Origin of the sequence: Marinobacterium sp. MBR-109 (genome assembly GCF_040547565.1) — a bacterium.
In the GTDB taxonomy this organism is placed as follows: domain Bacteria; phylum Pseudomonadota; class Gammaproteobacteria; order Pseudomonadales; family Balneatricaceae; genus Marinobacterium.
On record NZ_JBEPPZ010000017.1, the window covers coordinates 42378 to 64879 of the forward strand.

At 57.1% G+C, this 22502-nt stretch carries 21 protein-coding genes and 1 tRNA gene; 18 read left to right on the forward strand and 4 right to left on the reverse strand.

Annotation, left to right across the window (positions count from 1 at the left end; translation table 11 throughout):
- The first annotated feature begins 147 nt into the window (after positions 1–147).
- From ABIE60_RS16215 to ABIE60_RS16225, 3 genes are all read left to right on the forward strand, one after another.
- A complete protein-coding gene (locus ABIE60_RS16215) occupies positions 148–549 on the forward strand; it encodes a UvrD-helicase domain-containing protein (RefSeq protein ID WP_354470542.1) in 402 nt (133 codons plus the stop codon).
- Between the two features lie 219 nt (positions 550–768).
- Positions 769–1062: a helix-turn-helix domain-containing protein gene (locus ABIE60_RS16220; protein ID WP_354470543.1), complete on the forward strand. Its 294-nt coding sequence runs from the start codon at positions 769–771 to the stop codon at positions 1060–1062.
- On the forward strand, positions 1052–2344 hold the full coding sequence (locus tag ABIE60_RS16225; RefSeq protein WP_354470544.1) for a type II toxin-antitoxin system HipA family toxin: 1293 nt from the start codon (positions 1052–1054) through the stop codon (positions 2342–2344). The genes ABIE60_RS16220 and ABIE60_RS16225 overlap by 11 nt, the downstream gene beginning before the upstream one ends.
- A 610-nt stretch (positions 2345–2954) precedes the next feature.
- On the opposite strand, the gene ABIE60_RS16230 is transcribed toward ABIE60_RS16225, so the two are convergent.
- Together ABIE60_RS16230 and ABIE60_RS16235 are read right to left on the reverse strand one after the other, a co-directional pair.
- On the reverse strand, positions 2955–3506 hold the full coding sequence (locus ABIE60_RS16230; protein WP_354470545.1) for a DUF2231 domain-containing protein: 552 nt from the start codon (positions 3504–3506) through the stop codon (positions 2955–2957).
- Entirely contained in the window at positions 3503–4942 is a 1440-nt protein-coding gene (locus ABIE60_RS16235) for an ethylbenzene dehydrogenase-related protein (protein WP_354470546.1), read from the reverse strand. The genes ABIE60_RS16230 and ABIE60_RS16235 overlap by 4 nt, the downstream gene beginning before the upstream one ends.
- Positions 4943–5425: 483 nt before the next feature.
- On the opposite strand from ABIE60_RS16235, the gene ABIE60_RS16245 reads away from it, so the two are divergent.
- The 15 genes from ABIE60_RS16245 to ABIE60_RS16315 all read left to right on the forward strand — a co-directional run bounded on the left by ABIE60_RS16245 (position 5426) and on the right by ABIE60_RS16315 (position 20838).
- A tRNA-His gene (locus tag ABIE60_RS16245) sits at positions 5426–5501 on the forward strand.
- Positions 5502–5770: 269 nt separating this feature from the next.
- Positions 5771–7099 (forward strand): trigger factor, encoded by a 1329-nt coding sequence (gene tig / locus ABIE60_RS16250; RefSeq protein ID WP_354470547.1) that lies wholly within the window; start codon positions 5771–5773, stop codon positions 7097–7099.
- A 97-nt stretch (positions 7100–7196) separates the two neighbouring features.
- A complete protein-coding gene (clpP, locus tag ABIE60_RS16255) occupies positions 7197–7832 on the forward strand; it encodes an ATP-dependent Clp endopeptidase proteolytic subunit ClpP (RefSeq protein WP_091822961.1) in 636 nt (211 codons plus the stop codon).
- Positions 7833–7912: 80 nt separating this feature from the next.
- On the forward strand, positions 7913–9187 hold the full coding sequence (clpX, locus tag ABIE60_RS16260) for an ATP-dependent protease ATP-binding subunit ClpX (RefSeq protein WP_354470548.1): 1275 nt from the start codon (positions 7913–7915) through the stop codon (positions 9185–9187).
- A gap of 173 nt (positions 9188–9360) precedes the next feature.
- Positions 9361–10371 (forward strand): DctP family TRAP transporter solute-binding subunit, encoded by a 1011-nt coding sequence (locus ABIE60_RS16265; RefSeq protein ID WP_354470549.1) that lies wholly within the window; start codon positions 9361–9363, stop codon positions 10369–10371.
- 63 nt (positions 10372–10434) lie between these two features.
- A complete protein-coding gene (locus ABIE60_RS16270) occupies positions 10435–10929 on the forward strand; it encodes a TRAP transporter small permease (RefSeq protein ID WP_354470550.1) in 495 nt (164 codons plus the stop codon).
- Complete coding sequence (locus ABIE60_RS16275; RefSeq protein WP_354470551.1) at positions 10919–12223, forward strand: TRAP transporter large permease; 1305 nt, start codon at positions 10919–10921, stop codon at positions 12221–12223. Before ABIE60_RS16270 ends, ABIE60_RS16275 begins: the two co-directional genes overlap by 11 nt.
- A 125-nt stretch (positions 12224–12348) precedes the next feature.
- Complete coding sequence (locus tag ABIE60_RS16280) at positions 12349–13779, forward strand: two-component system sensor histidine kinase NtrB (protein WP_354470552.1); 1431 nt, start codon at positions 12349–12351, stop codon at positions 13777–13779.
- 153 nt (positions 13780–13932) lie between these two features.
- On the forward strand, positions 13933–15453 hold the full coding sequence (gene exaC / locus ABIE60_RS16285; RefSeq protein ID WP_354470553.1) for an acetaldehyde dehydrogenase ExaC: 1521 nt from the start codon (positions 13933–13935) through the stop codon (positions 15451–15453).
- Between the two features lie 285 nt (positions 15454–15738).
- Positions 15739–15810, forward strand: a complete 72-nt coding sequence (gene pqqA / locus ABIE60_RS16290; RefSeq protein ID WP_003243383.1) for a pyrroloquinoline quinone precursor peptide PqqA — start codon at positions 15739–15741, stop codon at positions 15808–15810.
- A 67-nt stretch (positions 15811–15877) separates the two neighbouring features.
- On the forward strand, positions 15878–16798 hold the full coding sequence (pqqB, locus tag ABIE60_RS16295; RefSeq protein ID WP_354470554.1) for a pyrroloquinoline quinone biosynthesis protein PqqB: 921 nt from the start codon (positions 15878–15880) through the stop codon (positions 16796–16798).
- Between the two features lie 11 nt (positions 16799–16809).
- Positions 16810–17568: a pyrroloquinoline-quinone synthase PqqC gene (gene pqqC, locus ABIE60_RS16300; protein ID WP_354470555.1), complete on the forward strand. Its 759-nt coding sequence runs from the start codon at positions 16810–16812 to the stop codon at positions 17566–17568.
- Positions 17561–17839, forward strand: a complete 279-nt coding sequence (gene pqqD, locus ABIE60_RS16305) for a pyrroloquinoline quinone biosynthesis peptide chaperone PqqD (protein ID WP_354470556.1) — start codon at positions 17561–17563, stop codon at positions 17837–17839. Before pqqC ends, pqqD begins: the two co-directional genes overlap by 8 nt.
- Positions 17832–18977, forward strand: a complete 1146-nt coding sequence (gene pqqE, locus ABIE60_RS16310; RefSeq protein ID WP_354470557.1) for a pyrroloquinoline quinone biosynthesis protein PqqE — start codon at positions 17832–17834, stop codon at positions 18975–18977. The genes pqqD and pqqE overlap by 8 nt, the downstream gene beginning before the upstream one ends.
- Complete coding sequence (locus ABIE60_RS16315) at positions 18970–20838, forward strand: S9 family peptidase (RefSeq protein ID WP_354470558.1); 1869 nt, start codon at positions 18970–18972, stop codon at positions 20836–20838. Before pqqE ends, ABIE60_RS16315 begins: the two co-directional genes overlap by 8 nt.
- Before the next feature lie 27 nt (positions 20839–20865).
- Here ABIE60_RS16315 and ABIE60_RS16320 read toward each other — a convergent pair whose 3' ends face one another.
- Positions 20866–22140, reverse strand: coding sequence for a type II toxin-antitoxin system HipA family toxin (locus ABIE60_RS16320; protein WP_354470559.1), 1275 nt, complete (start codon positions 22138–22140; stop codon positions 20866–20868).
- Entirely contained in the window at positions 22133–22459 is a 327-nt protein-coding gene (locus ABIE60_RS16325; protein ID WP_354470560.1) for a helix-turn-helix domain-containing protein, read from the reverse strand. Before ABIE60_RS16325 ends, ABIE60_RS16320 begins: the two co-directional genes overlap by 8 nt.
- Positions 22460–22502 lie beyond the last annotated feature (43 nt).

A 22502-nucleotide genomic window follows, 5' to 3' on the forward strand; every position in this document is an offset into this window, starting at 1 on the left:
GTTTGGGGGTGATGCTGGCTGATGCGTACATGATCTTAGGAGAAGACAAAGCGACTGCAACATTCCTTGTATTGAAGCGCATTGGTAACTGATGACGCAGATGATTCGGGATTACTACCTGAACTTGTAATCTGAGGCGAGTAGAACATGACGCAATTGAACTCCGCACAGCAGGCGGCCGTTGATTACAACGGTGACGCCGTGAACCTGTTGGTGGTCGCAGGTGCCGGGTGTGGCAAGACACGCACCATCATCTCACGTGCAGCCCGATTGGTTCAGCAGGGCGTGAATCCGTCTTCGATCCTGCTGATCACCTTTACCAACCGTGCTGCTCAAGAGATTCGCCAACGCATTCGGCAAGAAGTTGGTGAGCTGGCACTCGAGCTACAGATATCAACTTTCCATGGCTATTGTTTCAGTGTCATGACCCGGTTGCCCAAGAGCTTCGAAATCAAGGGCCGGTTTAAGGTCATCAAGAAACCAGACCCTTCAGGCGAAACAAGCGCCGAGAAGAAGGGCAAAGCTATAGATGTCGAGCTGATTCCATAACCGATCAAGCGTAATGATAGCGGCCTCCATAACGGATTTGGCCGCGAACACTCAGTTTGTTGCGAGTGGAAACGTCCGGTGGATGGAGGAAAATCATTACACGCCGGACATTGGTTATGGGATATTACTATATCCATAACTAACAATTAATCCCTTTATGGGATACAATAATATCTAATTTAAAAAGTTTACGCAGCACCTGACCGACCGGTATCCGACATGCTTAAATTCCAGTTGCTCGATGATCAGGATGTTCAACAGGCCATTGCAGCTCATCTGCGTGCTCTGCGAGAGCAGGCCAAGCTGTCGCGTGAGGCGCTGGCCCAGCGTAGTTGTGTCCCCGCACCTACCATCAAAAAGTTCGAGCTGACCGGGCAGATCTCTTTTCGCCAGCTGTTGCTGATCTGGCAGACCCTGGATGACCTTTCGCGCCTATATGAGCTCACTCAGAGCAGGGGGCAGCCTGACCGCATGCCTGCCAGCATAGAGGAGGTATTGCGCGATGAGTTTTAAGCCGGTGCAACGGCTAGATGTCACCCGTACGCTTGGCACGGGTGAACAGGTGGCAGTGGGCGTGCTGGCGCAAAACCGCCAGGGTATTTTCTTCCAATACGATCAGGGCTACCTGCCGCAATTCGGCAACCTGTCACCACTGACGCTACAACCGACAACCGAGTTGCAACGGGCGCCCCGCGAACCTCATGGTGGCCTGCATGGCGTTTTTGCCGATGCACTGCCGGACGGTTGGGGTTTGCTATTGCAGGATCGCCTGTTCCGCCAGTATGGCATTCTGCCGGCGCAGGTAACGCCCCTGGATCGACTCGCCTTCGTCGGTGGTAGCGGTATCGGAGCCTTGTCTTTCGCACCTGTCTCGGATTATTGCCCGACAGCTGATGACACGGTAAATCTGCATACCCTTGGGCTGGAGGCACAGGCGCTGTATGACGGCCAGACAGAAGAGGTACTGACCGCCCTGGCGGCAGCGGGCAGTTCCGGGGGCGCGAGGCCCAAGGCGCAGGTCTATGCTCAGCACGGTGACCTGAGTCGCTGCAGCACGCTGGCCAAGCCCGGGGATGAAGCCTGGTTGGTTAAATTCTCCTCCAGCAACTTGCCCTTGGGGCATGAAGAAGGCATTTGTGAGGCGATCTTTTTGAGCCTGGCAAAACGGGCGCAGCTGGAGCCGCCGGAGTGGTCGCTTGTGCCGGCGGCACAGGGCAGTGGGGCTGATGTGTGGTTGGCGATAAAGCGCTTTGATTGGTTGACTAACGGTACGGCCGCTGCAGGCCGGGTGCACATGCACAGCGCCTGTGGCTTGCTGGATGCAGACTTCCGTATGCCCAGTATGGATTACGAGGATCTGATCAAGGCCAGCCGCCATCTGTGCAAATCTCCTGCAGTGGGGCGACTGCAGTTTCGTCGTGCACTGTTCAATCTGTTTGCCTGTAATCAGGATGATCACAGCAAAAACTGGGCGTTTCTGCAGGCGGATAATGGTGACTGGTCAGCCGCACCTTTCTACGATGTTACTTTTAGCCCCCATCCCTTCGGTGAGCATGCCACCGCCTTTGCCGGCTATGGTAAAGCGCCAACGGTTAAGGCCGTGCAGGCGCTGGCTCGGCGTGCAGGTTTTGCGTCTTGGAATGACGCGCAAGAATGTATTGCCGAGCTGTTGAGTGTATTGTCTGAGTTTGAAGCATTGGCGCGTGAGCATGGATTGAGCCGATCAACAACCAGGCTGATATCAGAACAGTTGCAGCGCGTACGTGAAGCTAACATCCATTTGCTTGGTTCATGAGCTAACGGATGCTAAAAAAAATTTGCATTCGAAACTAGGCATCTATATAGTGCCGCTCCGTGATTGATAAGACACTCGATTACGACAAAACGGCTTAAAAACAAGTGCTTTGAGTCGTGTACAATGGAATGTACAAACTGCTATAGTTGGTAAGGTAACTGATTGATTCGTTTATTGATTTCGAGTCTCTCCGTCCGCACCAAACACAGTAATTATGAATCCGTAATTACATCTCAAAGTCCCGAAAATCATTTCTGTTTTTTTCCGCTTTAGATCGACACCAGTATCCACTACGCCCGCAGCTCTCGAGAGCGGTCATCGATGCTTATACTGCCCGGGTACAAAACTGCGATTGATTCCTGCTGGTCGAAGCTGAAGGAGTTCGATCCTCCCATGCCATCTCCTTCCCATGCCATCTCAATGATGCGTGAATGGTCTTCAGGTGAAAGGGTCATGAAGCTCGGTCCAGGTGTTACCCCTGAAGCAAAACAGCTGCCGTGGTATAGAACCGTCCGTAGAAACGGGGTAGAACCCCTTTGGTGCTTGGTGGTGTTAGAGGAAGGGGAGGTAGCTCCCTTCCTGCTCGATTCCGTGCGAGTCTGTCGCGGTCTCAGCCTGTCTTGCGCAGGCTCATGAGGCCCAGCGCCCCCAGAGCAATGCCGATGATCACCATGACGCCGATGGCCCAGAGGGGGGTGTAGAAGGTGGTGTAGACCTCCCAACCCATCAGGCCGAGGATATCCGAGAAGGCCGTGGTGGCCCCCACCAAATGTCCCCCCAGGGTGCCGGTGGAGGCGAACATCAGGCCCCCGGTCAGGGCCAGAACCACCAGAGCCCAGCGACGATTGCCCTCGAAGGCGGTATCGCCGGCTTTCCAGACCAACACGGTGATCATGGTGTAAATGCCCAGCGACCAGAAGGCCATCAGCATATGGTTGCGCGTCAGCGGGCTGGCCAGGTTGGCCTCCATGGGCCAGATGATGAGCCCGATGGCGGTGGCGGCAAGTGCCCCAACCAGGCTGAGCACCAACACCGGCAGAAGGGCGGCACGACTGAGCTCAGCCAATCGACCGGACAGGAAGGCGCCGACCAGGATCATCAGAGTGGCGAGTGCCCAGAACCCCACCGGGAAGTGGGCGAGCATGGCGTGAACACCGTTCATGATTGGTCTCCTTTGCGAGTCGAGCGGAAGCTTGGAAGCAGGGCGAGAGTCGTGCCGAGCATAACAATCAACCCGGCAAACAGGGTCATAAACCACCGCGAGGTGATGGCTTCTCTGAACTCCATCTCCACGCCGTAGAGGGCCAGTTGCTTCTCGCTGTGGCGGGGTCTTACCGGCTTGTGCGCAGCGATATCTTCAGCACCGGCATGGGCACGGCTGATCAGCGTCGGCCAGTCCACCTGCCCTGGATAGAACAGCGTCATCTCGAACCAGTCATCATTCCAGTCAGGGGAGCTGCCATGGAACGCTTCGGCCTGGAAGTCGGCGTCACGCCCCAATCCTACCGTATAGGGGTGGGACACATAGTGCCAACGACTGCCGGTGGCATTGCGATAGACACCGATGCCTACGTCATAGACGCCTTGCTCATGGAAGGCCTTGTCATCCAGTGGATTGCCGGTGTCCATGTCACGCATCAGGGTTACGTCCCAGAAACCGTCTTCCCAGCGTGCCTGACCATGGACCGAGATACTGCCCCGGGAGCCCTGGGGTTCGCGCAGCAGACGGCGAGGAATGACGTCACCATTCTGCCAGTCGTGGTCGGGGTCGAAGTCTGTCCGATTCTCCTCGGAGAGGTAGTAGATGCCGTCGAAATCGACACCCCCGGTGGTCACATCCTCCCAGCGCAACGCTCGCTGGCCTGTCTGCTCGGGGTCGAGCATCCAGCGCGGCTGATTGTTGTCGCCGTCCCAATTGGTGGTATAGGGGCCCGAGCCTTCATCGCTGTTGCGGTATTCGCCAATCCACTGGTCGTCGGAGGCGCCGATGGGGTTGGAGCGCCCCGCACGCCAGTGCCAGAGGTCGAGGAAGTAGCCGGCTTCACGCTGGGTCTTCAATACATCGGCATCGACCACGCTGCGCCAGTCATTCTGGTCCGAACGGGTCGCGGGCAGGTACTTGCGGACATCACTCTGGCCGAGGGTTTTGCCCAGATGCGGATGGGCTTGCACGTCTGCCGGTGACGCGGAGTTGGAGAAGAAACGCATCTGATCGCCAGCGGTGATGTAACCGCCATAGCGGCCGAAATTCGGTACACGACCATCATCCACCAGCATCGCTACCCGGTCTTCATAGGTGCCATCGGGGTCGGGTCCTGCAACTGAATTGCCATGACGAACCCACTCGCCATCCTCGTAGCGCAGCATGTCGTGATAGACATGGGGCTGGTCGGCGGGCCACCGATAGCGGAAAAATATCTGCTGGCCATTATGGGCGGCCTGCACCTGAAGCGGTATGGTCAATTCATCGGGGATGTAGATGTTTCGTTCGCGGTCATTTTCGATCACTCCGCTGCCCTGGGTGATCCAGGCCAGGCCCAAGGCAATCGGCACTCCGAGCACCAGCCAGGGACCCGCCCTGTTGCGATTATTTGTCATGTTAAGTCCTTCTTTGAATCAATGGGTGTAGACGCTAACGGGGTTGTTCACGTTGGTTAAGTCGAATAGCCGAGTAGAACAACTACCCTCAAAGATGCACGAACTATACCTCATATTCTAGCCCTGATCGTTGGTCGAGCACTTCGTAAGCAGCAACCGGTGTGTGACATTGCCAGCACTTTTCGTATCAGCCTGCACGTAGTCTACAAGTGGTTTGCTCGTTACCGATCTGCTCTGCTGGGTTCTTTCGTGGGCCTGACGTGAGCAGTAGATCGGCTTAAAAAAATTTGCATTTGAATCCTGGCATCTATATAGTGCCGCTCCGTGATCGACGCGGTGCGTGATTGCGATAAAACAGCGAAAAAAGTTAACACTTGAAGCTGTGTACAATGGAGTGTACAAAAACGCTATTATTGTTGCGTAACCGATTGATTTAAAAAATTTGAATCTTTCAATACGCACCACAAGGCAACACACTATATGGTGGGCGTAGCTCAGTTGGTAGAGCCCCGGATTGTGATTCCGGTGGTCGTGGGTTCGAGCCCCATCGTCCACCCCAGTGTGCCCTGATATATCCTGCAATTATTCCCTATCTTTTTGATTCTCAAGGCTTTGCCTTCATCAATATATTCTCTTTCATTTTACGGCTGTTGGGCTTTTGCTTGACTAATGGCGGCAGTTGGAAGAAAATTTCGCGCTTTAGAATTTTGGCTCTGCTGGTCGGTCGTCATCAGCCGAATGTTTATCCTTGATCCATCAGGATGAGTGTTACGGAGGGCGAGCCTGCAGGTCGCAACATCATGCTGCAAACTATTTGTGAGGATCTCCATGCAAGTTTCTGTTGAAACGACTTCCGGCCTCGAGCGTCAGATGACCGTAACTGTTCCGGCTGCACGCATTGACCAGGACGTAGACAAGCTGGTTGCTCAGCAGGCGCGCACCCGCCGTCTGGACGGTTTCCGTCCGGGTAAGGTTCCGCCCAAGGTGATCAAGCGCATGTTCGGCAGCGCGATCCGTCAGGATGTACTGGGTCAGGTCGTTCAGGAAAGCTTCTACACCGCTGTTGAGCAGGAAAAACTGCAGCCGGCGGGTGGTCCGAGCATCGAGTTCAAGAACGACAAGGAAGGTGAAGACCTTCAGTACGTGGCCACCTTTGAAGTGTACCCGGAGATTGAATTGAAAGATCTCTCCGGTGTTGAACTGGAAAAGCAGACGGCCGAAATCACTGACGCTGATATGGATCAGATGATTGACACTCTGCGTAAGCAGCAGGCCAACTGGGTTGAAGTGGATCGTGCTGCGGCTGAAGGCGACCAGGTCAAGATTGATTTCGAAGGTTTCATCGACGGTGAAGCGTTTGAAGGTGGCAAGGCTGAAGGTCACAGCCTGGTGCTGGGTTCCGGTTCCATGATTCCGGGTTTTGAAGCGGGTCTGGAAGGCAAGAAGGCAGGCGAAGAGTTCGACCTGGAAATCACCTTCCCGGAAGACTACCACGCTGAAAACCTGAAAGGTAAAGCGGCTGTATTCAAGACCAAGGTACAGAGCGTTTCCGAACAGGAACTGCCTGAACTGAACGAAGAGTTCTTCTCTCGTTTTGGTATCGAAGAGAAAGAACTGGACGGCTTCAAGGCTGAAGTGCGCAAGAACATGGAGCGCGAACTCAAGCACGCTCTGAAAATGAAGCTGAAAGATCAGGTCTTCACTGAGCTGCTCAAGGCCAATGAGATCGAAGTGCCTGCAGCCCTGATTGACAGCGAAATCGACAACCTGCGTCGTCAGGCGATTCAGCAGTTCGGTGGTCCAGATGCCAACATCGATCCGAACATGCTGCCGAAAGAAATGTTTGAAGCTCAGGCTCAGCGCCGTGTAAGCGTGGGTCTGCTGGTTCAGGAAGTAGTCAAGGCCAACGACATGAAAGCGGATGAGCAGCGTGTACGCGAAACCGTTGAAGAGATGGCTGAAACCTACCAGGAACCGCAGCAGGTTATCGACTGGTACTACAGCAACGACCAGATCCTGAACCAGATCAAGAGCCTGGTGCTGGAAGATCAGGTAGTTGATCATCTGCTGGCTTCTGCTACAGTCACTGAAAAAGCAGTTGCATACGAGGAGGCGATCAAGCCTGCTCAGCAGCAAGCTGAAGAGACCGAAGCCTGATCCGGAACAGCCGGTCAGGGCGTAAGCCGTAAAGGAAACGACAGTTGGCCTGGCTGACTGTCGTTTTTTCGCTTATCAGGGTAAGGAGAATTCTTGCATGGCAGATATCTATTCCGGGCGTTCCACCGAAATCACCAACTCCGGGCTGGTCCCAATGGTGGTGGAGCAGAGCTCACGAGGCGAGCGCGCCTACGATATCTACTCCCGTCTGCTCAAAGAGCGGGTCATTTTTCTGGTGGGCCAGGTCGAAGACCACATGGCCAACCTGATTGTCGCCCAGTTGCTGTTCCTTGAAGCCGAAAACCCGGACAAGGACATCCACCTGTACATCAACTCACCGGGTGGTTCGGTTACGGCGGGCATGGCAATCTACGATACCATGCAGTTCATCAAGCCCAACGTCAGCACCATGTGTATCGGCCAGGCGGCCAGCATGGGCGCTTTCCTGCTGGCTGCAGGCGAGCCGGGCAAGCGTTTTGCGCTGCCGAATGCGCGTGTGATGATTCATCAGCCGCTGGGTGGCTATCAGGGCCAGGCGACCGATATCGAGATCCATACCCGTGAAATCCTGTCCATTCGCGAAAAATTGAATCGCCTGCTGGCGCACCACACCGGTCAGGATTTCGAGACGATTGCGCGTGACACGGATCGCGACAATTTCATGGATCCGAAAACCGCTGCTGAATACGGGCTGATCGACTCCGTACTTGAGCGCCGTATCGAGAGCGAATAAGCCTTTGTAGCCGCGGCCGGGTTGAAATTCGGCCGCCTCGGGCGCATAACAAGTGTAAATGGTTTTTTTGAGGTAAGAAGATGGCAGACGAGACGACCGGCAAGGGGGGAGAGGGCAGCAAGCTGTTCTGTTCCTTCTGCGGCAAAAGCCAGGATGAAGTGCGCAAATTGATCGCAGGTCCCTCTGTCTTTATCTGTGACGAGTGTGTTGATCTCTGCAACGATATCATCCGCGAAGAGATTCAGGATTCGGACGAGCAGGAGCCCAGTGATACCCTGCCGACTCCGGCTGAGATCAAGGCAACCCTGGACGATTACGTAATCGGGCAGGAGCGTGCCAAAAAGGTACTGGCGGTTGCAGTGTATAACCACTACAAGCGTCTGCGGTTCCAGAAGAAAGGTGAAGTGGAGCTTGGCAAGAGTAACATTCTGCTGATTGGTCCCACAGGCAGCGGCAAGACCCTGCTGGCTGAAACCATGGCGCGACTGCTCAATGTGCCCTTTACCATTGCGGATGCCACTACGCTGACTGAAGCGGGCTATGTGGGTGAAGATGTTGAAAACATCATCCAGAAGCTGCTGCAGAAGTGTGACTACGATGTGGAAAAGGCCCAGCTGGGTATCGTTTACATCGATGAGATCGACAAGATTTCACGCAAGTCCGATAACCCCTCCATCACGCGCGATGTATCCGGTGAAGGGGTACAGCAGGCGCTGCTGAAACTGATCGAGGGTACGGTTGCTTCCGTTCCGCCTCAGGGTGGGCGCAAGCATCCGCAGCAGGAATTCCTGCAGGTGGATACGTCCAACATCCTGTTTATCTGTGGCGGTGCCTTTGCCGGTCTGGAAAAAATCATCCGTGACCGCAGTGAACGCAGCTCCATCGGCTTCAGTGCCGTGGTGAAGAGCAAGGACGACAGTCGTCTGAGTGAAGCGCTGCACGACGTCGAAGCGGAAGATCTGGTCAAGTTTGGTCTGATTCCCGAATTCGTGGGCCGTCTGCCGATGGTTGCAACCCTCTCTGAGCTGGATGAAGATGCGTTGATTCAGATCCTTACCGAGCCCAAGAACAGTCTGGTCAAGCAGTACCAAGCCCTGTTCGAGATGGAAGGGGTTGAGGTGGACTTCCGTGAAGACGCACTGAAAGCGGTTGCCGAAAAGGCACTGGAGCGTCGGACCGGTGCCCGTGGTCTGCGCTCCATTCTGGAGGCGACTCTGCTGGATATCATGTATCAGCTGCCGTCAATGGATAACGTCGCCAAGGTGGTGATTGACGAAGGTGTGATCACAGGCACCTCCGAGCCGATCCTGATCTACGAGAACCAAGAGCCAGCCAAGGCCTCTGCCGACAGCTGATTCTGTATTTCGTGACCACTCAATCCCCGCCCTGTGCGGGGATTTGCGTTTGTGGGCCAGGGGAACGGGTGTAATTGTTTTGCGTCGTTGCGAGCAAGGCTCTTATAATCGATTGGAGCAAGCGGTCAGGATAATGCCGCTGCCTTACAACAACAGAAAAAAAGGAAGACACGATGCTGAAACGTCGCACATTCATGGCCGCTGCAGCCGCTACTCTGCTGTTCAGCTCTGTTGCCAGTGCCGAATACAAGGCCGAATACACCGTATCAACCGTTTTGCCCTCTGCATTTCCCTGGGGACAGGCAGCCGACAAATGGGTCGAGCTGGTAAAAGAGCGGTCTGAAGGCCGCATCAACATGAAAATCTACAGCAACTCCCAGCTGGTCTCAGGCGACCAGACCAAGGAGTTTTCGGCCATGCGTTCCGGGCTGATTGATATGGCGGTCGGTTCTACCATCAACTGGTCACCGCAGGTGCCTGAATTGAACCTGTTCTCGCTGCCGTTCCTGATGCCGGACTACGCTGCCATCGACGCAATCACTCAGGGTGAAGCGGGCAAAGCGGTGTTTGCAGCGATCGAAAAGCGCGGCGTTACTCCGCTGGCATGGGGTGAAAACGGTTTCCGTGAGCTGTCCAACTCCAAGCGTGAAATCAAGCAGCCGTCTGACCTGGAAGGTCTGAAGATTCGTGTTGTGGGTTCGCCGCTGTTCCAGGATACCTTCACGGCGCTGGGCGCCAACCCGACTCAGATGAGCTGGGCGGATGCCAAACCTGCGCTTACAACGGGTGCGGTTGATGGCCAGGAAAACCCGCTGTCCGTATTCGATGTGGCGCGTATTGATCAGGTGGGTCAGAACTACCTGACCCAGTGGCACTATATGGCCGATCCGCTGGTATTTGCCGTCAGCAACCGTGTCTGGAGCCAGTTCAGCCCTGAAGATCAGGCACTGCTGAAGCAGGCTGCCATCGATGCAGGCAAGTGGGAGATCGAAAAATCCCGTGCCGAACTGGATGAGACGCTGGCCAAGATCAAGGAACGCGGTGTTCAGGTGACCGATCTGACCCCAGAGCAGCACGCTGCTTTTGTTGAAGCGACTCAGTCTGTTTATGAGAAATGGACGCCGCGTATTGGCGAAGATCTGGTCAAGCAGGCTCAGGACGCAATCGCCAACCGTCAGCAGTAAATACGGAGCCTGCATGAAGCGCCCGCCACCCCGGCGGGCGTTGTTGTCTGAAGCGGAGTGATAATGTCTACCCGACCCCCCAAGTTCAGGCCGGAGGCCTGGCTGGCTTCTCTGTCATTGATCGCGATCTGCCTGATCAGTCTGGGCAATGTAATTGTCCGCTACGCGACCGATGCCTCCTTTGCCTTCACCGAGGAGTTTTCCGTTTTCCTGCTGGTGCTGCTGACCTTCTCCGGTGCGGCGGTGGCGGCGCGTCATAATCAGCACATTCGCATTGAACTGATCGAGCACCACCTGCCCAAACCGGCGCTCAAGGTCGTGTATGTGCTTCAGTGGCTGGCCGGCATCACAGTACTGGGTGTGACCTGCTGGTACGGTGCCAAACTGGCGCTGGAGGAATACCAGTGGGAGTCACTGTCTCCGGGGCTGGGTCTGCCCAACTGGATCTATGTTGTCTGGCTGCCGGTACTGTCGGCCGCGATCATGTGGCGCATGACGCAGAATCTGATCGATCGCCTGCGTGGCAAGGAACTGCCGGAGGTGATCCATGAGCCCTGATCTGCTGCTGATCGGCAGCTTCCTGCTGGCGCTGCTGCTGGGCGTACCGGTGGCCATCGCACTGGGTCTTGGCGGCATTGTCGGCATTCTGTCCGGGCTGTCGCCGGATATGCTGGCGACTCTGGGCACCAACACCTACAACAGCGTGTCCAAATACCCGCTGATTGCGATTCCGCTGTTCATTCTTACCGGCCTGATATTCGAGCGGGCAGGGGTGGCGGCCAGCCTGGTGCGCTTTGCCCAGTCGGTAATCGGGCCACGCCACGGTGGGCTTGCCGTTGTCGCCGTGCTGGTGTGCCTGATCATGGGGGGCATGAGTGGTTCAGGGCCTGCCGATGCTGCCGCCGTCGCCATGGTGATGCTGCCAAGCATGCGCAAGGCCGGCTATCCGCAAGCGTTCTCGGCGTCGCTGATAGCGGCATCCTCGTCCACCGCGATTCTGATTCCACCCTCCATTGCGCTGATCCTGTACTCCATCGTGGTGCCGGGCGTCGATCTGCGTGCGCTGTTTGCTGCCGGGCTGTTCCCGGGCATTCTGGCCGGGCTGTCCCTGCTTGTGCCGGCACTGCTGCTGGCGCGCAAGTACGGCTGGGAGGACCCGAAAGAGTCCGAGCGGCCGCCATTCTGGCCCAGCCTGAAGGCGGCACTGCCGGCGCTGTTTGCGCCGGTGATCATTCTCGGTGGCCTGCGCTCGGGGCTGTTTACACCCACCGAAGCGGCCGTGGTTGCCGTAACCTACGGTGTCATCGTCGGCTGTGTGATCTACCGCAACCTGAGTGTGCGTCAGCTGTTCGATCTGATGACCGAAGCGGCGGTGACCTCGGGGGTGGTGATGCTAATCATTGCGTTGGCAGGCATATTTGCCTGGGCGGGCACCACGCTGGGTACATTCCAGCATCTGGCCGATGGCCTGTTGGCACTGTCCGAAAACGGCTGGGTTCTGTTGGGGCTGGTGATGCTGCTGGTGTTGATAGCGGGTATGCTGCTGGATGCGGTGTCGATCTACCTGATCCTGATCCCGATCGTGCTGCCGTTGATGAATCATTTCGGCTGGAATCCGGTCTGGTTCGGCATTCTGCTGGCGATGAACATCGCCATTGGCCAGTTTACGCCACCTGTCGCGGTCAACCTGATGGTCACCACGCGGATCGCCAATATCCGGCTGGAACACACCATAGGCTGGACCCTGATCTTCATTGCAGCCATGGCCTGCAGCCTGTTGCTGGTAATGCTGGTGCCCGGTATCGCCCTGTGGCTGCCGGAGAAACTGGGCTACGTGGTAGGCCCCTGGTAGCAGATATGACCGGCCAGAGGCAGGCCGGTCAGTCAGGTGTATCCTGAAGCCACCCTGATTCATTATAATGTTGGCCCTGAGTCACCTGTCTTTCCTGTTTTTTACATCCGGATACCCTTTGCATCATGTTTCGATACTGTACTGCTCTGCTGCTTTTGCTGCCCACCACCTTCGCTCATGCCGATATATTTGCGCCGTTCCGAGATGAGGATGGCAGCACCAAATGGCAGTATGTTGCCAACTTTTCCAGCGGTGTACTGATTATCCTGCTGACACTGGCAGCGCTTGTGCTGTTCATCGTCTGGCGGCGTGCGCGTGGTTACAACCACGAGCTGGAAGAGATCAAGGCCAACCTCGAAAGCCGAGTGAAAGAGCGCACCGCACGGCTGGAGCAGGAGGTATCAGAGCATGTGGTGACAACTGGGCGTCTTCAGGCATCAGAAGCCTATATCCAGAATATTCTCAGCTCCATGCCGCTGGTGCTGGTCGGGCTTGACCGTGAGGGCACAATTACACAGTGGAACCCGCGCGCCGAGCAGCTTTCCGGCATCAAGGCGATCAATGCGATCGGGCGTAACCTCTGGGCGATCTACCCGGATATCACCTTGAAACCGAGCCACATTGAAGAGGCGCTGCAGAAGAATGAAACCCTGACGCTGCGCTACAGCCAGCCGGGCAGTTACTACATGGATATCACCGTCTATCCGCTTGAAAACTACAGCGAGCCGGGTGTCGTGATTATGGTGGACGATGTCACCCGCCGCGTGATTGCCGAAAACATGCTGATCCAGCACGATCGACTGGCGTCGATGGGCGAGCTTGCCACCACCATGGCGAGTGATATTAACAAGCCGCTGCAGGCGATTTTGTTCGATCTGCGCAGTTTCCACAGTCTGCTGGAATCCGCCACCTTCCTGCAGGAGGGCGGCAAGCAGAAAGAGGAGGTCGCACGTCTTCACCGTCTGCTGCAGAATGCGGCGGAACACGGCCGTGAAGTGGAGTCGGTGATTCAGAATCTGCTGGAGTTTGCCCGTGGCCGTACCACGGCACCTGCCAATGCCAGCGTGATCGATATTATTGAACACTCGGTTGATCTGGCCGGAGAGGTGCTGTCGCTTCCCAACGCGATCTCTTTCAGCGAGGTCAAGGTTGAGCGTCACTTTGAGTCCGATCTGCCCAAGGTGCCCTGCTATGTGACAGAACTGCAGCAGGCGTTGTTGAGCATTCTGCGTTACTCTCTGAGTGCCTTGAACGACAAGGTCACGCTGCAGCAAGAGGGCTTTGAACCCACACTGAAGCTGTATGCTTCACGCAGTTATGACTCCCTGTCGCTGCGTATTCAGCACAATGGCGTAGGCCTCAGCAGTGAAGAGCAGATGTGCCTGTTCGAGCCCTATCCACACCATGCCGAGAATGAAATGGCATCCGCTTCGGGGCCCGAAAAGCGTCTGTCTTTTGCCTTCTATGTCATTACTCAGCAGCACCGGGGCCACATGGCGGTAACGTCAGATCCGGCCGTGGGTACCACCTTCCATATCCAGTTGGAGCTGAACTGACAGCCAGGTCTAATCCACCTGTTTAGTACTAAAGAGCCATATTCTCGCTGCCAAGGCACTATACTCGAAGATCAGTAGCGGTCGCTAAGATTGAAAGCGTCAATCGTTACTGCTCTTCGAGCGTGATGCGAATAACAACAAGAGGCTAAGAATATGATCTACGCACAGCCAGGACAGGCAGATTCTATCGTCACTCTGCAGCCGCGCTACGGCAACTTCATCGGTGGTGAATGGAAAGCCCCGGTGAAAGGTGAATACTTCAAAAACGTTTCACCGGTGACCGGCGAAGCCTTCTGTGAAATCCCCCGTTCTACCGCTGAAGATATCGAACTGGCACTGGATGCAGCCCATGCAGCCAAGGATGCCTGGGGTCGCACCTCCGTGCAGGAGCGCTCCAACACTCTGCTCAAGATTGCTGACCGTCTGGAAGCAAACCTGGAACAGATCGCCGTGGCCGAAACCTGGGACAACGGCAAGGCCGTGCGTGAAACCCTGGCCGCTGACGTGCCGCTGGCCATTGACCACTTCCGTTACTTTGCCGGCTGTATCCGTGCGCAGGAAGGTTCCATCGGCGAGATCGACGAAAACACCGTGGCCTACCACTTCCATGAGCCGCTGGGTGTTGTCGGCCAGATCATTCCCTGGAACTTCCCGCTGCTGATGGCGGCGTGGAAAATTGCACCGGCACTGGCGGCAGGCAACTGCATCGTCCTGAAGCCTGCCGAGCAGACCCCCTGGTCCATTCTGAAGCTGATGGAAACCATTCAGGATCTGCTGCCGCCGGGCGTGCTGAACATCGTCAACGGCTTTGGTGCCGAAGCGGGTCAGGCACTGGCGACCAGCAAGCGCATCGCCAAAATCGCCTTCACCGGTTCCACTCCGGTCGGTTCCCACATTCTGAAATGTGCCGCCGAAAACATCATTCCGTCTACCGTAGAGCTGGGCGGCAAGTCTCCCAACATCTACTTCGATGACATCATGAACCATGAAGATGCCTTCATCGACAAGTGTGTGGAAGGTACCGTACTGGCGTTCTTCAACCAGGGCGAAGTCTGCACCTGTCCGTCACGTCTGCTGGTGCAGGAAAACATCTACGATGATTTCATCGCTCGCGTGATTGATCGCATCAAGAAGATCAAGCGTGGCAACCCGCTCGATACCGAAACCATGGTCGGTGCTCAGGCCTCTCAGGAGCAGTTTGACAAGATCATGAGCTACTTCGACATCGGTCGTGCCGAGGGTGCTGAAGTACTGATCGGTGGTGACAAGGAGCAGCTGGGCGATGATCTGGGTCGCGGCTACTACATCCAGCCGACCCTCCTCAAGGGCACCAACGACATGCGCGTGTTCCAGGAAGAGATCTTTGGACCGGTCGTATCCGTTACCACCTTCAAGGATGAGGCTGAAGCCCTCGCCATCGCCAACGACACCGAGTTTGGTCTGGGTGCCGGTGTATGGAGCCGCGACATGAACCGCGCCTACCGCATGGGTCGTGGCATTCAGGCCGGTCGTGTCTGGACCAACTGCTACCACCAGTACCCGGCACATGCCGCCTTTGGCGGTTACAAGAAGTCCGGTGTAGGTCGCGAAACGCACAAGATGATGCTCGATCACTACCAGCAGACCAAGAACATGCTGGTCAGCTACGACATCAACCCGCTGGGATTCTTCTAAGGCACGGGCCTTCGCAGGCCCTGTTATCTCCGAAGCTCTGCACAGGGATGTGCATATCATGGCTGCTTCACCCTGGCAGTCTATTGCTCTGCAGCAATCCGTTTAACGGCCTTCGGGCCGTTTTTTTCGTATAAGGTGTACGGTACGCCGCGGGTGCCATACCGGTGGTTGCTATACCAAGTCAGCCCTGAATTCGTTCCAAAGTACCATATTGGAGTGGTGGCACGGTTGCCTACTATCAAGGTGTCACAAAGACATATCGATAACAAAAACGAGGAACGCATTATGTGGACCAAACCTGCCTACACTGATCTGCGCATCGGCTTCGAAGTCACCATGTACTTCGCCAACCGCTGAGCACCCTGCGGCCCTTCGGGGCCGCTTTTGCTTCCCGATCCTTTTTTACCCCAGCGGACACACAATAATGAAAATACAGATACTGGGCTCCGCCGCAGGGGGCGGCTTTCCGCAGTGGAACTGCAACTGCGACAACTGCAAGGGGCTGCGCGACGGCACACTGAACGCTCAGGCCCGCACCCAATCCTCCATCGCCGCCAGCCTCAACGGCACCGACTGGATTCTGTTCAACGCCTCGCCCGATATCCGCGCCCAACTGGAGAGCTTCGCGCCGCTGCAGCCGAAACAGGGCACGCGTGATACCGGTATTGCCGCCATCGTGCTGATGGACAGCCAGATCGACCACACTACCGGCCTGTTATTACTGCGCGAAGGCTGCCCGCATCAGGTCTACTGCACCGATATGGTCAAGCAGGACCTGAGTACCGGCTTTCCGGTATTCAACATGCTGGAACACTGGAACGGTGGCCTTAAGTGGAACCAGATCCCCAGCACCGACACCTATAACACCTTCACCATTGCCGAAGTGCCGGGCATCACCCTGACCGCCGTGCCGCTGCGCTCCAGCGCGCCGCCGTACTCGCCGCACCGCAATGACCCGCACCCCGGTGACAACATCGGCATCCTGCTCAAGGATGACGCCACCGGCCGCTCGCTGTTCTACGCCCCGGGGCTGGGCCGGATCGAGGACCACCTGCGCTCGATCATGGAGCAGGCCGACTGCCTGCTGGTGGATGGCACCCTCTGGCGCGAGGACGAGATGATCCATGCCGGCGTCGGAGACAAGCTGGGCGTGCACATGGGGCACCTGCCACAGTCGGGGGAGGCGGGCATGATCGCCTATCTGGATACCCTGGAGAAGCCCCGCAAGATCCTGATTCACATCAACAACACCAACCCGATCCTGATCGAGGACTCGCCCGAGCGCGGCGTGCTGAACGAACACGGGATTGAGGTCGCCTTTGACGGCATGAGCATTGAACTCTGAGGAGATCCGACATGAGCAACCGTGAACCGATGAGCCGCAGCGAATTCGAACAGGCCTTGCGCGCCAAGGGCGATCTGTACCACATTCACCACCCCTACCATGTGGCCATGTATGCCGGTCACTCCACCCCGGAGCAGATCCGGGGCTGGGTCGCCAACCGTTTCTACTATCAGGTCAACATTCCGCTCAAGGACGCCGCCATTCTGGCCAACTGTCCGCACCGTGACGTGCGCCGTCAGTGGCTGCAGCGGATCATGGACCATGATGGCTACGACGGTGCAGTGGGCGGCATTGAAGCCTGGCTGCAGCTGGGCGAGGCGGTGGGGCTGAGCCGCGAGGAAATTCTGTCGCAGGAGCATGTCCTGCCCGGCGTGCGCTTCGCCGTGGATGCCTACGTCAACTTTGCCCGCCGTGCCAGCTGGCAGGAAGCAGCCAGCTCCTCCCTGACCGAACTCTTTGCGCCACACATCCACCAGTCCCGTCTCGATACCTGGCCCACGCACTACCCCTGGATCAAGGCCGAAGGCTACCAGTACTTCCGCAACCGCCTGACGGAAGCGCGCCGCGACGTGGAACACGGCCTGCAGATCACCCTGGACCACTACACCACCCGCGAGCAGCAGGAACGGATGCTGGAGATCCTGCAGTTCAAGCTGGATGTGCTTTGGAGTATGCTCGATGCCATGAGCATGGCCTACGAACTGGAACGTCCGCCGTACCACACGGTCACACAGGAGAAGATATACCACCGAGAACTGTTCAATGACTAAACCGGCACTGGACCACACCCCGCAGCTCAACGCCATGTTCCGCTTTCAGTGGGAAGAGGCGCAGGGCTGCCATGTGTTGCTGTATCCCGAAGGGATGATCAAACTGAACGACAGCGCCGGTGCCATCCTCAGTGAAGTGAATGGCGAGCGGGACTGTGCGGCCATCATTCAGGCCCTGGAAACCCGCTTCCCCGACGCCGGTGAACTGGGGCAGGATGTGCTGGAGTTTCTGGCGATCGCTCATGAACAGAACTGGGTGCGCTATGTCTGATACCCAAGCACCTCAGGCCGCCCAGCACCCGAGCCAACCGCTCTGGCTGCTGGCGGAACTGACCTACAAATGCCCGCTGCAGTGCCCCTACTGCAGCAACCCGCTGGACTTCGCCGAGCATGGCGACGAGCTGAGCACCGATCAGTGGATCGAGGTGTTCCGTCAGGCGCGCAAAATGGGGGCGGCCCAGCTCGGCTTCTCCGGTGGCGAGCCGCTGGTGCGGCGCGATCTGGAACAGCTGATCGCCGAGGCACGTTCGCTGGGTTACTACACCAACCTGATCACATCCGGCATCGGTCTCAACGCCACGCGCATCGCCGCCTTCCGCGAAGCGGGGCTGGACCATATCCAGATCAGCTTTCAGGCCTCGGACGAAACGGTCAACAACATGCTGGCCGGCTCCAGCAAGGCGTTTGAGCAGAAACTGAAAATGGCCCGCGAAGTGAAGGCCCAGGGCTACCCCATGGTGCTCAACTTCGTCACCCACAAGCACAACATCGACCGGATCGACCGCATCATCGAACTCTGTGTCGAACTGGAAGCGGACTACGTCGAACTGGCCACTTGCCAGTACTACGGCTGGGCCTACGAGAACAAGGAAGCCCTTCTGCCGACAAAAGCACAGCTGGAGCGGGCCGAACGGATCACCAACGAATACCGTGCCAAACTGGCCGCCGACGGCAATCCGATCAAGCTGATCTTCGTCACCCCCGATTACTACGAGGAGCGGCCGAAGAAGTGCATGAACGGCTGGGGCGAGATCTTCCTCACCGTCACACCGGATGGCACCGCCTTGCCGTGTCACAGTGCCCGCATGCTGCCGATCGAGTTTCCCAACGTGAAGGACCACAGCCTGAGCCACATCTGGCACGAATCGTTCGGCTTCAACCACTTCAGGGGCGACGACTGGATGCAGGAGCCCTGTCGCTCCTGTGACGAGAAGGAACAGGATCTGGGCGGCTGTCGTTGTCAGGCCTATATGCTGGCCGGTGACATGAACGTGGCGGACCCGGTGTGCAGCAAGTCACCGCATCATCAGAAAATTTTGGATGCCCGTGCCGCTGCCGAGCACAGCGGCGCAGACACCCCCATCACCTTCCGCAACGAACGCAACTCACGGGTGTTTGCGCGTGGGTGACGAGGTGATCAGTGCACAGGAGGCGGTGCAGTCGATCCATGACTACGCCACCTTGCGGTTTCATCAGGGGCACCTGTACGGGGTGAGCTTCGATGCCACCACAGGGCGCAATCGGCTGTGCCGGTTTGACGCGGGCGAGGCGGTCAGCCTGCTGCCCGATCATCTCAGCGTGCGCAGCCGGGTACATGAGTACGGTGGCGGCGCCTGGTGTCTGGCGGATGAGCGGTTCTGCTTCGTCAACGACAGCGACCAGCAGATCTGGTGCCAGCCGCTGGACGCGGCTTCCCCGGCCTATCCTCTGACGACGATGCCTGATACTCGCTTTGCCGATCTGCAGTACGACGCCCGCCATCAGCGTCTGCTGGCGATCAGCGAACAGCACACCGAAACGGCGCCGGAACCGATCAACCGACTGGTGACAGTCGAGTTGGACACCGGCGGGGTCGAAACACTGGCAACAGGCGCCGACTTTTACAGCTCTCCGGCCTTGAGCCCGACAGGTGATCGGCTGGCGTGGGTCGAGTGGGATCACCCGCAACAGCCCTGGCGCTGTACCCGCCTGATGCTGGCGGATCTGAACGGGGCCGGGCAGATTGCTCAGGCCTGTCAGGTATCCGACACGCAAGACGCCGCCTGGCTGCAGCCACGCTTTTCACCCGAAGGGCAACTGCATGCCGTGGTTGACCGTGACAACTGGTGGCGCATTGAAGCGCTGACCCCGTCCGGGTTTCAGCCACTGCACACCGCCGGCAGCCCAGTGCCGGAGCGCACCGAATTTACCACCGCCCCCTGGCAGTTTGGTCTGAGTACCTACGGCTGGACCGCCTCGGGTGATCTTGTCGCGCTGGGTCAATGCGATGGCTATACCCGCCTGTGGCGTTTTATGCAGGGCTCGGCGGTTGCGCAGGGCTGGCAGCCGCTGGAGCTGAGCCTGATGCCCACACGCCTGCACGCACTCTGTGTTACAGGTACATGGATCGGGTGTGTTGCCGAGTTTGCCGATCGTGAGCCTGCAATTGTGAAGATCGATACCGAGCTGGATGCCGACGATCCTGACCAGTGTACGGTGCTGGCCGGAGGGCATTCCCCAACCTATGCACCCAGTCTGCCGGTGTGTGAATGGGTCGATTCCGTCCCGTACTTTCTGTATCGACCGGCCAATGTGCCGCACAACCAGCCGCTGCCGCTGGTGATCTGGACCCATGGAGGCCCCACCGCCAGCACGGCCTCGGTGCTCAAGCCTGCCATCCAGTACTGGACACAGCGCGGTTTCATGATCGCGGATGTGAACTACCGCGGCAGCACCGGGTATGGACGAGACTACCGCCTGCAACTGGCAGGGCAGTGGGGCATCACCGATGTGGAAGACGTAGACGCCATTGCCTGCCGCCTGATCGAACAGGGACGGGCACAGCCCGATGCCATCTTCATTCGTGGCAACAGTGCCGGTGGCTATACCACCCTGAGTACACTGTGCCGTTCCAGGCGCTTCAGCGGCGGGGCCAGCCTCTATGGTGTGAGCGACCCGGCACGGCTGAACCGGCTCACGCACAAGTTTGAATCCCGTTATCTGCACTGGCTGATCGGAGACCCCGCAACCGAGCCCGATAGCTATACGTCACGCTCGCCGTTGATGCAGGTCCACCGCGTCAGCGCCCCGGTGATCTTCTTTCAGGGCGAACAGGACAAGGTCGTACTGCCGGAGCAGACGCGCCGGATGGCACAGAGCTTGAGCGAAAACGGCATTCGCGTTGAAACCCATTACTTCCCTGACGAAGCCCACGGCTTTCGCCAGCCCGAAAACCAAGCACAGGTGCTGGAACGGGAGCTGGCGTTTTATCGCAGTATTATGGGGCAGTAATAGCTGTTTGATTTTACGGCCAATCAGCTACTGGCTGCCGATACGAAAATCCGGCTGTAGCAGGCCCCAGTGCTTTTTAAGCGCTGCCTTATGGTCGTCGGCCATGGGCAGGTCTTCCAGCGCAGCTGGCCACAGAGTGCGTGCGCGTTCCATTACATCGTGCAGGTGCGGTCTAATGGCTCGCCAGGGGATGCCGGATTTATCAGCCCAGTATTCGAATTGCATCAAGTCAGCCCGATACCAGTCCTTTGCTTTGCCCAGGTTGAGAGCGAATGCCTGCTCGTTCTGCATATAGACACGGGTGGTGACAATGTCGTAGGCAGGTGAAAGCGTGGGAGTGATGGTGTCCGGATAGATCAGGCTCCAGTTTTTGAGGTGGGCATCACCGTTGGCCAGCAGTATGTTAACAAGCAGGCGGCGGGTAAACTGCTGCAAATCGTGCAAACCATCTTTTGAATATTGATACAGCACTTTGGCGATTTGCTGGTAGTTACCGCCGAGATATTTTTCCTGGGGGTATTTACTCAGCACTTGGGCAAAATCCTCCATATGGATACGTTGCCCGTTGTGACGGTCGAACCGACGAATTGCGAACGCATAAGGCTCATTCGGCAGATTGATGTGCGGAAGTTGCTCAACCTGCTCAACCTGCTCCATGGGAATGAGCCGAATATCCGGAATATCAATACCGACAAGTTCTGCCAGCCGCATGGCCGTGTATTCATTTAACGGTACATGTTTATGCGTGGTAGACGGCGTTTTGATGATCCAGTCACCCAGTGCACCGGCTTCGGCGATTTGATAGCGGCCATCTTGCTCCTGCATGGAAAACTTCATCTGCACGCCAGCCAGCGAAAAACGATTCTGGGAATCCTGCAGTACAGGTCTTATGAGATCCGCCTTGGCAGAGTGTTCCAGGACATAGGACGGCACGGCGTCAGGGTCTACCGGGTTGGCAACCAGAGCGCCCGGCAGGTCCTGGCCGAGCCAGGTAAAGAGTTCAAACTCGTTATCCGAATGAGTTTTCAGGGACTGCGCCAAAAAAGCACGCAGTGCACCTTCAGGCAACAAATTGGACAGGACAGGGTGCAGCCGCTGGCGTCTGATCCATGGTTGAGCCATGATCGCATCAGACTTCGGAAAGTTTGGGTGAGTAATCAGGCTGAAGGTTGGCCGTTCGGTTGTGGCACGAAACTCGGGAGTGAATGTCAGAATGTTGCGGCCATCACGATAGCCGGTTAAATAACCAACTTGAGTATCATGTAAACGCAGCTCGAGTACGCTGGCTCGCTGATCAGTCATCGTCTTCCTCCAGCAAGCCTTGCCAGGGATCAGCGGCAACAGGGTTGTCCTGATCTGACATGGAGGCCCCCTGTATGTCGACCAGCTGTACCCGACCTGCCAGATAGTCCTGAACGGCGCGTAATTTATCTTCGGGAATAAGCATGAGCTGCATGTTCAGTCCTTTGGCGACAAGCTCAAGCGTGTCGAGCCGGGGGTTGCCACCTGATTCCAGACGCTGGTATTGCTGGCGCGGCATGCCAATACGCATTTCCATGTCCTGCTGTCGCAGGCCCAGCGCTGCCCGGCGTAGCTTCAATTGCTGATGTATATGCCCCATGATCATCCTGAAGAAACTTATATGTTTCAAATTGCTCTTAAAG

Coding starts and splice junctions, on each gene's coding strand:
- pqqE (WP_354470557.1), top strand. CDS start 17,832: ATGTCTGATACCCAAGCACCTCAGGCCGCCCAGCACCCGAGCCAACCG.
- ABIE60_RS16275 (WP_354470551.1), top strand. CDS start 10,919: ATGAGCCCTGATCTGCTGCTGATCGGCAGCTTCCTGCTGGCGCTGCTG.
- ABIE60_RS16225 (WP_354470544.1), top strand. CDS start 1,052: ATGAGTTTTAAGCCGGTGCAACGGCTAGATGTCACCCGTACGCTTGGC.
- pqqC (WP_354470555.1), top strand. CDS start 16,810: ATGAGCAACCGTGAACCGATGAGCCGCAGCGAATTCGAACAGGCCTTG.
- pqqD (WP_354470556.1), top strand. CDS start 17,561: ATGACTAAACCGGCACTGGACCACACCCCGCAGCTCAACGCCATGTTC.
- ABIE60_RS16230 (WP_354470545.1), bottom strand. CDS start 3,506: ATGAACGGTGTTCACGCCATGCTCGCCCACTTCCCGGTGGGGTTCTGG.
- clpP (WP_091822961.1), top strand. CDS start 7,197: ATGGCAGATATCTATTCCGGGCGTTCCACCGAAATCACCAACTCCGGG.
- ABIE60_RS16280 (WP_354470552.1), top strand. CDS start 12,349: ATGTTTCGATACTGTACTGCTCTGCTGCTTTTGCTGCCCACCACCTTC.
- ABIE60_RS16320 (WP_354470559.1), bottom strand. CDS start 22,140: ATGACTGATCAGCGAGCCAGCGTACTCGAGCTGCGTTTACATGATACT.
- ABIE60_RS16220 (WP_354470543.1), top strand. CDS start 769: ATGCTTAAATTCCAGTTGCTCGATGATCAGGATGTTCAACAGGCCATT.
- exaC (WP_354470553.1), top strand. CDS start 13,933: ATGATCTACGCACAGCCAGGACAGGCAGATTCTATCGTCACTCTGCAG.
- ABIE60_RS16235 (WP_354470546.1), bottom strand. CDS start 4,942: ATGACAAATAATCGCAACAGGGCGGGTCCCTGGCTGGTGCTCGGAGTG.
- ABIE60_RS16270 (WP_354470550.1), top strand. CDS start 10,435: ATGTCTACCCGACCCCCCAAGTTCAGGCCGGAGGCCTGGCTGGCTTCT.
- clpX (WP_354470548.1), top strand. CDS start 7,913: ATGGCAGACGAGACGACCGGCAAGGGGGGAGAGGGCAGCAAGCTGTTC.
- ABIE60_RS16215 (WP_354470542.1), top strand. CDS start 148: ATGACGCAATTGAACTCCGCACAGCAGGCGGCCGTTGATTACAACGGT.
- ABIE60_RS16325 (WP_354470560.1), bottom strand. CDS start 22,459: ATGGGGCATATACATCAGCAATTGAAGCTACGCCGGGCAGCGCTGGGC.
- pqqB (WP_354470554.1), top strand. CDS start 15,878: ATGAAAATACAGATACTGGGCTCCGCCGCAGGGGGCGGCTTTCCGCAG.
- tig (WP_354470547.1), top strand. CDS start 5,771: ATGCAAGTTTCTGTTGAAACGACTTCCGGCCTCGAGCGTCAGATGACC.
- ABIE60_RS16265 (WP_354470549.1), top strand. CDS start 9,361: ATGCTGAAACGTCGCACATTCATGGCCGCTGCAGCCGCTACTCTGCTG.